Raw genomic sequence first — 13,376 nt, forward strand, 5'->3', positions numbered from 1 at the left:
CGGCATCCTTTTTTTCTTTCAAAAAAAAGATACAGTGGATAGCCCGACCTGATTTTCTTGGAGTTTACGGAGAGAAAATTAGGGAAGCCCCAAATCAGTAGTCAGTATTCAATAAGGAGTATTGGGGAATTCATGTAAATCTCTTCTTTTTCTCTGTGAAACCTAAAAAAACTCCACGAAACTTATCTTTGCAAAGCTCCCCGAAAAAACAGCCCTACTCCCTCGTCACCTCTAAAAACTTTGCGAATCTCTGCCCCTCCGCGCAGCTTTGCGTCACCTTCAAGAACTCTCCGTCACCTCTAAAAAACTTTGCGAATCTCTGCCCCTCCACACAACACATTCGGCAAGCTCAGTGCAGCGCTCTCCGTCACCTTCAAGAACTTTGCGAATCTCTGCCCCTCCGCGCAGCTTTGCGTCACCTTCAAGAACTCTCCGTCACCTTCAAGAACTTTGCGAATCTCTGCCCCTCCGCGCAGCTTTGCGTCACCTCCACGAAACCAGTTCTCCAACCCAAATAAATCAGAGTGAGAATGAAGAAAAAGCAAAATCGAAGCTACAATTGCATAAAGCCTATCGCATACAGCCTATTGCCTAAAGCCTACAGCCATAATCAATAAATCAAATACCCCCTTCTCTTCTCCTTAAACCCCTCCAAACCAGCTCTCCAACTCGCTCGAATCTCCTCCTCACTTTTCCCTGCAACAATATCCTTCCTCAACTCATCCGTTCCCGCTAGGATATCAAACCATCTGTTCTTCGTGATAAAAAAGTCATCCGAACCCATCGCTTTATAGGCTTGAATTAACCATTGAATTTCTAACTGATGTATTCTTTTCGTTTCTGAATTATTTGGATCACCGTAATTGTGTAAATTCATTCCATAACACAACTCATTCTTAAGTTTAGGATCTTTCGCGCCATAACTAGGCACAGGCGTAAAACTATAATCGAAAGCTTCTTTTCCTTTTAAGTCAGGATGACCAAAAACTTCGAAAGGCGTTTCAGTTCCTCTGCCCACACTTAAAATCGTACCTTCGAAAAGGCATAAACCAGGATAAAGTTGAATGGCCGCATCGCTTCTCAAATTTGGCGAAGGTGAAACGGGCAGCGAATAAGGCATATTTCTATCGTAATTCAAACAAGAAACCACAGTTAAATCGGCTTGAACTCCGTTTTTTAGCCATTTTTCCCCGTTAATCATTTTTGCAATTTCTCCGACTGTCATTCCGTGAACGATTGGAATTGGGTGCATTCCGACAAAAGATTCATATCCTTTCTTACGAATCGGTCCATCCACATAATGTCCATTGGGATTGGGTCTATCGAGCACCACCACTTCGATGTTATTTTCTGCGGCGGCCTCCATGATATAATGTAACGTTGAAATATAAGTATAGAATCGCGCGCCAACATCTTGCAAGTCGAAAAGCAGTACTTCCACTCCATTTAGCTGGGCGGCACTTGGTTTTTTATTACTTCCATAAATAGAAACGATAGACAAACCTGTTTTAGGATCTTGATCTGAAGAAACATGTTCTCCGGCATCTGCATCTCCACGAAATCCGTGTTCTGGAGAATACACTTTTACGACATTCATTCCGCGAGAAAGCAAGGTATCCACCAAATGCGTTTCTCCTACTCTACTGGTTTGATTGCCGACAATTCCCACTTTTTTGTTTCCTAAAAGTGTTTGAATAAGTTCTATTTGTTCTGCTCCTACTACTAATTTCTCAGCGACTTCTGGCAGCGAATTTTGTATTGAATCTTGTGAATTCTCTAGCGTCTGGTTCAGTTCGTTTTCTTGTGCGGGCAAATTGCTTTGACAAGAAATGACGAAAAACATTAAAAAACTTTTTAGGAAGAGACGCAATGAGTACATTAGCAAGCATTTTAAGATATTGTGAATAAAATCTATTACATAGCAAAGAAAATCCATAAAGGGAAGGGCGAAGATAAAAAAGTTTCGCAACCCATCACGCGAATTGCTCGCCTGAGTATAATTTTGGCTATGGTCATAAATATCATCACCTTAGCCGTCGTTACAGGATTTCAGAACAAGGTCAAAGATAAAGTAATTGGCTTTGGTTCGCACGCTACAATTGTTAAAGCTGGTGAAAATTCTACTTTCGAATCTGCCCCAATTATCTACAATGATTCTTTAGAATTGGCTGTGAAAAATATACAGGGCGTTAAAAACATTCAGCCTTTCGCCTACAAACCTGCGCTTTTACAGTCGGATCCTGACACCAATCGCTATACCGTAAATGGCGTGGACACTTTTCAAGTGCAACAAGAAATTCACGGAATTGTCATGAAAGGCGTGGGTTCGAGCTACAATTGGGACTTTTTTGAAAAGCATTTGGTTGAGGGAATTGTTCCCAACGTAAAAGACAGTATTCCCCATGATGAAATTATTGTTTCTTCGCAAGTGGCTAAAAATTTAAGCATAGCTGTGGGCGATGATGTGAGTGTATTTTTCGTGAAGGCAACCCCCGTTAAGTTAAAATACAAAGTGTCGGGAATTTTTAAAACCGGACTTCAGGAGTTTGATGAACAAGTGGTAATTGGCGATATGCGAAATGTGCAGCGCCTCAACGATTGGGGGATTCAAACCGCGATTCGTGTGGCAGACACTGTTACCAGCGATGGTCAATTTGTAATTTATGCCGATGCCCGAGGGGGAAATGGAAACTACCGCCACGATTGGGGAAAAGGCTTCGAAAATGCTTATGGTTTCACCTATTGCGACATCAAAGACACTGTAATTCGCCTGATAAGTTCCGATTATTATTCCTTTATAGACGGTTTTGGAGAATTAAACTCTATTCCAGACACTGCTTACCTTCATGTGAAAGTAGAAGGAAATAAGTACTTGCCATGCTTTCCAAAAGACTTAGAAATGGATCAAATTCAAAAAGAGTTTTTAAATGAATCGGGAACAAAATTCGCTGTAAACATTAAAGGAGGAAAACGCGTTATTTTCGAATATTTCGACGGAAAAGGGAGTTACGAAAACTACATTGGCGGTTACGAAGTGGAAGTCAATGACTTTGCCCAACTAGATGAAATTGCGGCGAATATAAAACGTGCAATTTACTTTCAAGACACCGAGGAACAAATCGAATACCGTGTAAGAACCATTTCAGAAGATCAGCAAGAAATTTTTTTATGGCTCGATTTCCTCAACCTCAACGTCATCATTATTTTGGTGTTAATGCTCTTGATTGGAACCATCAACATGGGTTCGGGATTATTGGTTTTAATCATCACAAAAACGCAATTAATTGGTCTTTTAAAAGCCATTGGAACCACCAATTGGGACATCAGAAAACTATTTCTCTACCAAGCCGTTTTCATCATCCTCCGCGCCGTAATCATCGGAAACGTCGTAGGAATTGGCCTTTGTTTATTGCAACAACATTTCACCATCATCCCATTAAACCCAGAGGTCTATTACCTCGATGCCGTTCCCGTCGAACTAAATTTCATTCACATTTTACTCCTGAACATAGGAACCATAATCCTGTGTACCGCCGCCTTGATTATTCCATCGTATGTGGTGACCAAGATTTCACCGATTAAGGCTTTGAAGTTCGATTAGATAATGATTTGTCAATGATTAATGTTTAAGGTTTAATGATTAACGGGGGTTGCGATGTATTGGAAGGCTTTTTAATTTTTAATGTTTAATGGCTGATGATTAACGTGATGCAATGAATAGCGGGAGATAAACAATCATGTGATTAAATGGTGAACTATCAAGATTCTCAGTCAACGGATTACCCTTCGGTGACTGAGCTTGCCGAAGGTACCGAATTCCAAACAGAGATTACATTCATGACAGTTGCCTTCGACGGGCTCAGTCAACGGATTACCCTTCGGTGACTGAGCCTGCCGAAGCTACCGAATTTCCAAAAAAGATCACCCTAAAAATAATTGCCTTCAATTAAAATTAATCGAGGAGAAAACTAAGTGTATAAATGAGAAATAAATCGAAGGTATTATCAATCTCCCCCTTTGGAGGCGAATAAAGGGAGAGGACAACCCTAATTCAGAAAATAATACCCAACTCAAATAAAGATTAATTTAGTTTATTCCTTAAATTGCACCCACTATGTCACAACAAGAAAAAGATAGAATTTATATGCAGCGGGCCTTGCAATTGGCAAAATTAGCGGGTGTAAATGCAGCGCCGAATCCTATGGTGGGCGCGGTGATTGTTCACAATGACAAAATCATCGGCGAAGGTTTTCATCAGGAATATGGTCAAGCCCACGCGGAAGTAAATGCGGTGAATGATGTTGAAGACATGTCTTTACTTTCTGAGTCAACAATTTACGTGACTTTGGAACCATGCGCTCATTTTGGAAAAACACCTCCTTGTGCGGATTTGATTGTTCAAAACAAATTTAAACGCGTTGTTGTGGCATGTTTAGATACTTTTTCTGAAGTTTCTGGTAAAGGAATTCAACGCATGAAAGACGCTGGAATTGAAGTGGAAATTGGTGTTTTGGAAACGGAAGCCCGCTGGTTGAACAGAAGATTTTTCACTTATCACGAGAAAAAAAGGCCTTATGTTGTATTGAAATGGGCAGAAACAAGAGATGGATTTATGGACCGTTTGCCAGAAGAAAGAGCAGAAGGAATCAATTGGATTACGCAGCCAAGAATGAAAATGTTTGTCCACAAATGGCGAAGTGAAGAGCAAGCGATTATGGTAGGTTGGAAAACAATAAACAATGATGATCCGCAGTTGAATGTCAGAAAAATCGCAGGAAAATCTCCACATCGTTTTGTGATTGATTCGAATGGAAACTCAAATCTGAAGGCCAAAGTTTTCACCGATGGCGAAGCGACAACAATTATAAGTTTGCAATCTAAAATTAAGGATTTACCCCAACATGTTAAGTTAATCACTTTAGAAAAGGTGACTTCAGAAAACATTTTAAAGCTGTTATACGAAAAAAAAATGCTTTCCGTTTTCATTGAAGGCGGCGCACAAACACATGCGAATTTTATTTCCGACGGACTTTGGGATGAAGCTTATCAATTGATTGGCAGTTCAACATTTGGAAAAGGGATTACCGCTCCTCTCCTATTGAATAAAACTTTATTGTCTCACGAAACAGTTGGCGTCGATATTATTCAGCACTACCGAAAATCATGATTTATTTATTACTCAGCATCGCCAGTTCAACTTTAATTTTAATCACCTTTAGATTATTCGAACGCTTTAACATTAATGTGTTCCAAGCGATTGTTTACAACTACATCACAGGTTTTTCCGTTGGACTTTTCCTATTTGGAGATGAATGGAAAGCTGGGGATTTGAGCACAGGGTTTTGGATTCCCTTTGTTTTCATTGTCGGTGCGTCTTTTATAGGCTTGTTTTTAATGATGGGAAAAAGTTCGCAAGAAAATGGAATTGGAATTACCTCTGTGACGGTAAAAATGAGTTTAGCCATTCCTGTTTTGGCGGCAATATTTTTATATCAGGAATCTGTTTATTTCACTAAAATCATAGGAATTATGGCTGCATTAATTGGCGTATTCCTCATTACCTTTCAAAAGAAAATCGACCAAGAAAAAAGAGGAAAGGGAAAAGTTTGGTTTCTCGTTCTGCTTTTTTTGGGAAGCGGAATGTTAGATACTGTTGTCAATTACGTTGAAAAGGTGGCCGCTGGAGATCTTTCTTTGGCATTATTTACTGCACTTGGCTTTGGAGTAGCGGCGATTTTAGGTTTGCTTTTCATGTTTGTAAAAGTAATTAAGCGTGACATTCAATTTCAAAAGAGCGCCATCTTAGGAGGATTTATTTTGGGCATTCCAAACTTCTTTTCAATGTATTTCCTTTTAATGGCCATTCGCTTTTCAGGATTATCGGATTCCGTCACTTATGCGGTGAACAATACCGGCGTTGTCATAGCGTCCTTCATCATCGGAATACTTGCTTTCAAAGAGTCTGCTTCTACTTTAAAAATCGTTGGAGGAATTGTTTCTGTTGCAGCAATTTTACTTTTGACACTGTAATCTTGCGAAGAGATTCCATTCAGCGTCAACACCTTCCTATTGACCAATTATTTGTTTCGGGCTTGGGCACAAAATATAATTGGCGGTCATCAATTTATAGTGTATTTTTGCATCACATAACCAATGAGAGAATTTAAAATGAGTACAGAAACATTATTTGAGGAAGAAGTTGTTGAAAAGCAAGTTGCCGAACATAATTTAATCGTGTATAATGATGACGTAAACACATTTGATCACGTGATAGAATCGCTAATCAAGATTTGCAAGCATGACGCTGTTCAAGCAGAGCAATGTACAATGTTGATCCACTATAAAGGAAAGTGCGATGTTAAATCTGGAGATTACGAAAAATTAAAAGGAATGTGCACCGGTTTATTAGACCGTGGAATTTCTGCAGAAGTAGAATAAAAAACATCAGCTCTTTACCCCTTGATTTACAAGCACATTGGAATTATTATAAAAAAAAGTTCATTTTTATTCAGTTTCCCCTTGTTTTTGGAAAATAAAGAGTTAATTTTGCACTCGCTATGAAAGAATAGCGAATTTAAAAAACATAAAATGGCTCCGTAGCTCAACTGAATAGAGCACTACATTACGGCTGTAGAGGTTTCAAGTTTGAATCTTGACGGGGTCACTAAGAAGAAAAGCTTTCACGTTAGTGGAGGCTTTTTTTATTTTATATTCGTCTGAACAACTAAAAGGCGTTCAAGGGAATATAAAATGAACCGCAGCAAAGCAAGCTCATGAAAACAATTCTCTAATTTTAAAACTGAATAAAAAAGGACTAGAAATCGTTAAGATTTCAAAGCTTTTATTCGGACGTTTCGACATGCTCAACGCAGCGATTCGGAGCACTAAAAGATCTACACTCTTGACGGGGTTTCATTATATTTACATCATTACCACTTTCTTTCTCACTCTGAAACCCACTCTGCACTCCAGTCTTCAAAATTCACAACCAAACTTAACTCCGTGCCAGATCATTTTTAATGCCTATACTTTACCCCTAAATACATCTCTTCAAGTAAGTGATTAATAGGCAAACTAAAAAGATCCTTCGCAAATTTCCATTTCAACAAATTGAAATAGGAATTTTCTTCAGGATGACATTGTAGTAGGGACATATTTCAAACGAGAGGAAAAAACAAAAGCGCTCTGGCGTTTTGTTTTTTCCTCTCGTTTACCCCCCTAACTCCGAAAACTGTCATCCTGATCATTGTTGAAAATTGTGATTTTCAACAATGGAAGGACCTTGCCAAATTAAAGAGAGCACCCTTTTCTATCGTAATTTATTCAACTGCTGGTAAAGTTTTCGAAAAGCATCAAAATGAATTGTTAAGTTGACTTATCATTGATTTGTTTTGATATTTAGGATTGCCGCAGAGTGGCGACACACACTTAAAAACCAAGCAATTAATAGTCACTTCATTTCTATCAAAAGAACTACTCTAAATTAACGATAGAGTTAATTCCGATTTGTTTTACCACTCTTTGAGCATAGCTAGGATTGCACTACAAAGAAATCTCCCTCCATGATCATCCTCTCACGCGAATCCGATAAGATAAATAAACAACCATGTAACTAATAGGCAAACTGAAAAGATCCTTCGCAAATTTCCATTTCAACAAATTGAAATATAAATTTTCATCAGGATAACATTGGACTAGGAACATATTCCTAAACTGTCATTCTGATCGTCACTGAAAATTATTATGTTCAACAATGGAAAGACCTGGCAATTCAAAATTAAGTCGATTCTTTTTCATTCTGTTCTTCATTTTGAATTACACCCGACTTTTAATTAGAGCTATTTTTCTTGTGGCGTATAGATGCAGAACTAAATCAAGAAACAAAAAAAAGCCACACCGTAATGGTATGGCCCTCAATAAAATTGTTAAACCTTAAAAACAATTATGTTATCTATCTAATCTAATCCCTTCTGAATTGAATAGCATTTTAGACTCAACATCATTTTTCTTTACAATGATTTCGTAAGTTTTCACACCGTCCTCCTCAATAACAAAGGCTCTTTCAGTCTTATAATCAAGGTATTCTTCCGCTTTCAACGCCTCGTTAACCGCTGGTGGCAACAAAGTCAATTTTACCTCTTCGTGTTTTACAACAGCACTTGCCTCATGAAAGCCGTCTGCATGATCAGCGTCATTTGGATGTTCTGAATCTGAAGATGGGTGTTCATCTCCTGAATTTGCTGCCGGATGCTCTGAATCGGACGGATGCTCGGCATCAGAAGAAGGATGCTCACCTTCTGAAGTAGCAGCTGGGTGTTCCGAATCTGCAGCTTGATCACTCGAGTCTGAAGAGCACGAAGTACTCATCATTGCTGCCGCTATTACTCCTGTCAATACAATCTTAGTTAATTTCATATAATTATGTTTTCTGTTAATTTTAGGTTAATATACTAAACAACTTTCGACTGTGCAAGTAGGGTTAAGACCTTAAAATTAAGACAATACTATCTTTATTTCAGAGAAAAAAGCCCCAACCTCAAGCTATAAAAATTCATTAATGTCAGGTGAATGCCGCATTCCAAGTTTAATTTTAGCCCAACAAATCCTTTTTACTGTCCATTTATTTGCGCTAAAACCAAAGCTTTTTCAATCAAAATATTTAACAAATCTTATGTCTTAACAAGCTGAAAAAGCATTTTAAATTAACTTTTTGGGTTACCAAGTTAGGTCGTTAGCTAAAGTTTATTTGAAGGAAATCTTATTTTCACCGTCAAGCTTTTTTTCAGACAATTCAGAAGTTTAAAAAAAAAATGATTTTTTTGGATTCGACTTATCATTAATTTGTTTTGAAATTTACCATTGCCACAGGAGTGGCAAAATGTTAATAAAAACAATTATGAGTTCGCTCCTAAAAGCCACAGAGTGGCGACACATGGGTACAAGTTAAGTAATTAGCGGCCTTTTCTTTTCTGAAAAAAGAACTAGTCTAGGTTAATGAAAGTATTAATTCCGGTTGTGTCACCACTCTGTGGCTTAATAAAAAACGCAAGTCGTTTTTTATTAACATATCACCCACTCTGTGGGCTTAGCTAGGATTACAGCATAGAAAATTCTCCTTCCATAAACGACCTATCTTGGTAACCCAATTAACTTTTATTACTTTTACACCGAACAAATTGTGAACTAAAACGGTCGCACCATTTGTCCTTATTTTTTTACTATTTCTAAAACTATATTCATATTTCAATGAAAAAACACTACAGCGCTACTCTACTACTTTTCATTTCTATCTCTTATTCTGCTTTATCACAAACTACAACGGTAATTTCACAATTCACATGGGATGTTATTGGGCAAGATCCAGAAATAGCGGATGTTGGTCCAAATGCGACAAGTATTTCACCCATCGCTTTAACTGCAGCCAATGGTGCGGGGGGGACCAATGGTTTAAATGCCGGTCCTAATGAAAATAAGCAGGACATTAATATGTTTTTTGCGAATGACCCTATATTCAACGTAGAAGGAATTGATTTGTCCATAGATTATCAAAGAGATGAATCCCAGGGTACATTTTTTAAAAGAGGATCTGTATTTTCATTTTTAAGTGCAAGTCAACTCATCGTGTCCTTCAAATTAAAAAACCCAAATACCCCAGCATTAGGCACAAGCGTTAATTCTGGAAATGTTTTTAATATTCCATTAGATGACATTTTTAGAACTTATCGCTTTAAATATTCTCCAAATACAGGAACTGCGCAACTATTTGTTGATGGTGATGAAAAATGGTCAGCTAACTTTGACCTAGGAATGGTTTTAGATTGGACTGGAGCTGGTCAGATCAAAATTGGTGAATTAATGGACGGTTCTGGTATGAACAAAACAATTTATGACAACTATATTTTAAAAGGAATTACCTACTCTCCTTTACCCATAAAACTCATCTCATTTTCTTCAGAACTGAATATAGACAACTCTACAGTAGATTTAAATTGGAGAACAGCTTCTGAAACAAATAATGATTATTTCACCATTGAAAAAAGTCAAGACGGTTTTTCTTGGGAAATTTTGGAAAACATTGAAGGCGCAGGTAACAGCACTGCAAGTTTAAGCTATTCTACCACAGATAGAAGCCCATATAACGGTGTATCGTACTATCGATTAAAGCAAACCGACTATGACGGAAAATATGAATACTCTCCCACTATCAGTGTTAATCTCCAGACTATCAACGACTTCACTATGCATCCAAACCCAATCCAACAGGGAGGTGTAATTTATTTTGATCATTTACACTCCACCTCCGGAAATGCTGCCCTTTCTATTTACAATTCAAATGGAGTTTTAATAGAAAGCTGTCCAATCTCGCAATTTGAATCTGCTGCAGAAATTAAAAATGACTTAAAACCAGGAGTCTATTTCATAAAGTTTGAAAATCAAACAAAGAAATTAATCGTTAAAAGCTAAGTTCGATATTCTGCCATAAGTAAACTCCTTTGCGTTGTTGTTACGATTCAAAACACTTAGCGGGAATTTTACATCTGGCCTAATCAATTACACTAAAATGTATTCTTCAATTTAGCAACAGGAAATGTTCACCTTATTTTCTATAATAATTTCAAAAACCAGGAAGACGAAACTCCACGTTCATTTAAATTGGCGAACCCAAATACTTTCTTTTGATCAGGGCAATGCTGATATTTACATGTTTACACAAGAATTCAGTAATGCTCGGAAATTGAATAGAAAACTAGATGGATAAAAACAAATTTGGCTTATTCTATTTCCAAGAAATTATTAATCAACTCCTTTCCGTATTCTGTCAAAACAGATTCTGGGTGAAACTGTACTCCATAGAGCTGATAATCCATATGTTTCAAAGACATGATTTGTCCATTTTCATCTTTTGAGGTAACCACTAAATCTTTAGGAAAGTTTTTAGACGAAATCACCCAACTATGGTAACGCCCTATTTGAAATGTTTGTGGCAAACCTTTAAAGAGTAAATCATTGGTTTCTTCAACAAATAACTGTGTTGAAACGCCATGAAAAACATTCTCCAAGTTTTCGAGTTGACCATCAAACACCTCTCCTATGGCTTGCATACCTAGACAAACGCCCAGTATTATCTTAGAAGGTGCATACTGTCGAATGAGCTCTTTTAAAATCCCAGCGTTTTCGGGTAAGCCAGGTCCTGGAGAAAGTACAATAGTATCGTATTGATCTACAATGTCAATATCGATTTCATCATTCCTAAAAACATCCACAGTATAGTCCCCACTCGATTCAATATAATGAACCAAATTATAGGTAAATGAATCGTAATTGTCGAGCACCAATATTTTTTTCTTCACTCGCCAAATATAAAAAACAAAGTCTTGCCTTGAAAAAATGGAAGAGAATATATTGCGCTTATTCCAGCCATCCATCTTACTGTATTAAATTAGACAACAATTATAAAACAAAGCTTTTAACTGGTAAAATGAAGCGAACTAAAAATAAAACAGGGTGAGCTTTTAAGTCGCAGATTGTAAAGGCCTATTTTCTTCCCTGCGAAATTTAGAACTGTATATTGATAATCATAAGATTGTCTTCAGGTGATCAACTGGAATAAATGGCAACAGATCCTTCGAAAATTTCTATTTTCAACAAATTAAAAAAGAAATCTTCGAAAGTTGACATTGCTAAAAATTATGAATTTCAAACAATTGAAGATGCTTGTCAGATTAAAGACAAAACTATATTCTACCGTAATTTATTGAACTACTGATAAGGTTTCTGAGCAGCATTAAAACGAAACCCTATCTTTGCACCTTCACAAAACAAAATGGAAGTAGAAAAAACAGAACTCAAAAGAAATTGGATTTTAGCCGCTTTAATGATGACTATGATTCTCGCTGCGATGGACAACACCATTGTGGCCACCGCAATTCCTCAGATTGTTGGTGATTTGGGAGGGTTTTCTCTGTTCAGTTGGCTTTTTTCCATTTACCTTTTGGTACAAACCATTACCATCCCACTTTATGGTAAACTGGCAGATTTATTGGGCAGAAAACCGATTATTATATATGGAATAATCGTATTTCTCGTAGGTTCAGCGGCTTGTGGCTTTGCTTGGAACATGCCTTCGCTTATCGCTTTCAGAGGAATCCAAGCCGTAGGTGCAGGAGCAATCATGGCCACTGTGAACACAATTGCTGGCGATATTTACACCATTGAAGAAAGGGCCAAAATTCAAGGTTGGCTTTCCAGTGTTTGGGGAATATCTGCTATTCTTGGACCAGCCATAGGCGGCTTTTTAGCGGATTATGTTTCCTGGAGGTGGATTTTCTTCATCAATATCCCATTTGGACTACTTTCCATTGGCCTTATTGTGAAATTTTTAAAAGAAGGAAAAAGCGCCAAACAACCAAAAATCGATTGGGCAGGAGCAATTTCTATGCTGATCACCGCGTTTCTTATCATGTACACCTTGCTAGAAAGCGGAAAATCTTGGCCTTGGCTTTCCTATACCATGCTTGGATATCTCTCGGCATCTGTTTTACTCATCATCGTTACCATTCGCATAGAAAGAAAAGCTGTTGAACCTATTTTACCCGTTTGGGTTTGGAAAAAACGGGTCACACTGGGATCAAATCTTGCCACCATAGGAATGGGAATGATTCTCATGGGACCGAGCATGTATCTACCTGTTTTCGCACAATCGGTAACCGGTGTGGGTGCTATTGCTGCAGGTTTCATCTTAGCCAGCATGAGCATTACTTGGCCGGTATCCTCCGCTTTATCAGGAAAACTGTATCTAAGAATTGGATTTCGAAACACCGCATTATGCGGAATCACTATTGTAGGGATTGGAACTTTTAGCTTCCTTTTTATTCAATTCCCTGGTCCTGCTTGGTCTTTGGTGGCCATTCAAATGCTTATGGGGGCAGGATTTGGTTTAATTTCTACGCCACTATTGGTGGGTGTTCAATCGACGGTGGAATACGCCCAACGTGGGGTAGTCACTGGAGCCAATATTTTCTCGCGCTATTTTGGTCAAAGCTTAGGAGCTGCCTTATTCGCGGTGGTTTTCAATTATGGATTAAATTCTAAAATGGAAGCTGCTCCACAGGAATTAAAAACGAATCTACCTAGTGTAAATGAGCTAGTGGATGTCATGCAATCCAAGGAGACAGGGGCAGAATTGCAGTTTTTTCTCAGAGAAACTTTTTTCGATGCTACACAATTCGTCTATGCAGGAATTTCAATAATGGCTTTGGTCACCATTCTCATTTTACTTTGGACTCCCGCCAAGTTCCCGAGTATAAAGAACTAAGACTTCACACAAACACAGCGCTGCAATTAGTTCGATGAGTTGGTGGATGTACTGACAAAAT

Annotated in this window: 10 protein-coding genes and 1 tRNA gene; 8 read left to right on the plus strand and 3 right to left on the minus strand. The window is 37.9% G+C overall.

Going from position 1 to position 13,376, the window contains the following annotated elements; all coding sequences use genetic code 11:
• Nucleotides 1-610 precede the first annotated feature (610 nt).
• On the minus strand, nt 611-1,843 hold the full coding sequence (locus DIT68_RS04090) for an exo-beta-N-acetylmuramidase NamZ family protein (protein WP_233244148.1): 1,233 nt from the start codon (nt 1,841-1,843) through the stop codon (nt 611-613).
• Between the two features lie 57 nt (nt 1,844-1,900).
• Here DIT68_RS04090 and DIT68_RS04095 point away from each other — a divergent pair, with 57 nt between their 5' ends.
• The 5 genes from DIT68_RS04095 (at nt 1,901) to DIT68_RS04115 (ending at nt 6,664) form a co-directional block, all read left to right on the plus strand.
• Nucleotides 1,901-3,601: an ABC transporter permease gene (locus DIT68_RS04095; protein WP_109358539.1), complete on the plus strand. Its 1,701-nt coding sequence runs from the start codon at nt 1,901-1,903 to the stop codon at nt 3,599-3,601.
• A gap of 513 nt (nt 3,602-4,114) precedes the next feature.
• Entirely contained in the window at nt 4,115-5,167 is a 1,053-nt protein-coding gene (gene ribD, locus DIT68_RS04100; protein ID WP_109358540.1) for a bifunctional diaminohydroxyphosphoribosylaminopyrimidine deaminase/5-amino-6-(5-phosphoribosylamino)uracil reductase RibD, read from the plus strand.
• A complete protein-coding gene (locus DIT68_RS04105) occupies nt 5,164-6,030 on the plus strand; it encodes a DMT family transporter (RefSeq protein WP_109358541.1) in 867 nt (288 codons plus the stop codon). Before ribD ends, DIT68_RS04105 begins: the two co-directional genes overlap by 4 nt.
• Before the next feature lie 123 nt (nt 6,031-6,153).
• The gene (locus DIT68_RS04110; RefSeq protein ID WP_394336373.1) at nt 6,154-6,438 is read left to right on the plus strand and encodes an ATP-dependent Clp protease adaptor ClpS; all 285 of its coding nucleotides are present in this window, start codon (nt 6,154-6,156) and stop codon (nt 6,436-6,438) included.
• Nucleotides 6,439-6,590: 152 nt separating this feature from the next.
• Nucleotides 6,591-6,664: transfer RNA gene (locus tag DIT68_RS04115), tRNA-Arg, on the plus strand.
• A 1,283-nt stretch (nt 6,665-7,947) separates the two neighbouring features.
• On the opposite strand, the gene DIT68_RS04120 is transcribed toward DIT68_RS04115, so the two are convergent.
• Nucleotides 7,948-8,415 carry a hypothetical protein gene (locus DIT68_RS04120; protein ID WP_109358542.1) on the minus strand — a complete coding sequence of 156 codons (468 nt, stop codon included), beginning with the start codon at nt 8,413-8,415 and terminating at the stop codon, nt 7,948-7,950.
• Nucleotides 8,416-9,246: 831 nt separating this feature from the next.
• On the opposite strand from DIT68_RS04120, the gene DIT68_RS04125 reads away from it, so the two are divergent.
• Nucleotides 9,247-10,464: a T9SS type A sorting domain-containing protein gene (locus tag DIT68_RS04125; protein WP_109358543.1), complete on the plus strand. Its 1,218-nt coding sequence runs from the start codon at nt 9,247-9,249 to the stop codon at nt 10,462-10,464.
• A 308-nt stretch (nt 10,465-10,772) separates the two neighbouring features.
• Here DIT68_RS04125 and DIT68_RS04130 read toward each other — a convergent pair whose 3' ends face one another.
• A complete protein-coding gene (locus DIT68_RS04130) occupies nt 10,773-11,351 on the minus strand; it encodes an anthranilate synthase component II (RefSeq protein ID WP_233244149.1) in 579 nt (192 codons plus the stop codon).
• 260 nt (nt 11,352-11,611) lie between these two features.
• Here DIT68_RS04130 and DIT68_RS16280 point away from each other — a divergent pair, with 260 nt between their 5' ends.
• Complete coding sequence (locus tag DIT68_RS16280; RefSeq protein ID WP_158276105.1) at nt 11,612-11,767, plus strand: hypothetical protein; 156 nt, start codon at nt 11,612-11,614, stop codon at nt 11,765-11,767.
• Between the two features lie 57 nt (nt 11,768-11,824).
• Entirely contained in the window at nt 11,825-13,315 is a 1,491-nt protein-coding gene (locus DIT68_RS04135) for an MDR family MFS transporter (protein WP_109358545.1), read from the plus strand.
• Nucleotides 13,316-13,376: the final 61 nt, after the last annotated feature.

This window comes from Brumimicrobium oceani, from assembly GCF_003143775.1.
Lineage (GTDB): Bacteria > Bacteroidota > Bacteroidia > Flavobacteriales_D > Crocinitomicaceae > Brumimicrobium > Brumimicrobium oceani.

Excerpts from the sequence above, each read along its gene's own strand:
- ribD (WP_109358540.1), top strand. The coding sequence starts at position 4,115 with ATGTCACAACAAGAAAAAGATAGAATTTATATGCAGCGGGCCTTGCAA.
- DIT68_RS16280 (WP_158276105.1), top strand. The coding sequence starts at position 11,612 with ATGGCAACAGATCCTTCGAAAATTTCTATTTTCAACAAATTAAAAAAG.
- DIT68_RS04110 (WP_394336373.1), top strand. The coding sequence starts at position 6,154 with ATGAGAGAATTTAAAATGAGTACAGAAACATTATTTGAGGAAGAAGTT.
- DIT68_RS04135 (WP_109358545.1), top strand. The coding sequence starts at position 11,825 with ATGGAAGTAGAAAAAACAGAACTCAAAAGAAATTGGATTTTAGCCGCT.
- DIT68_RS04090 (WP_233244148.1), bottom strand. The coding sequence starts at position 1,843 with ATGTTTTTCGTCATTTCTTGTCAAAGCAATTTGCCCGCACAAGAAAAC.
- DIT68_RS04120 (WP_109358542.1), bottom strand. The coding sequence starts at position 8,415 with ATGAAATTAACTAAGATTGTATTGACAGGAGTAATAGCGGCAGCAATG.
- DIT68_RS04105 (WP_109358541.1), top strand. The coding sequence starts at position 5,164 with ATGATTTATTTATTACTCAGCATCGCCAGTTCAACTTTAATTTTAATC.
- DIT68_RS04125 (WP_109358543.1), top strand. The coding sequence starts at position 9,247 with ATGAAAAAACACTACAGCGCTACTCTACTACTTTTCATTTCTATCTCT.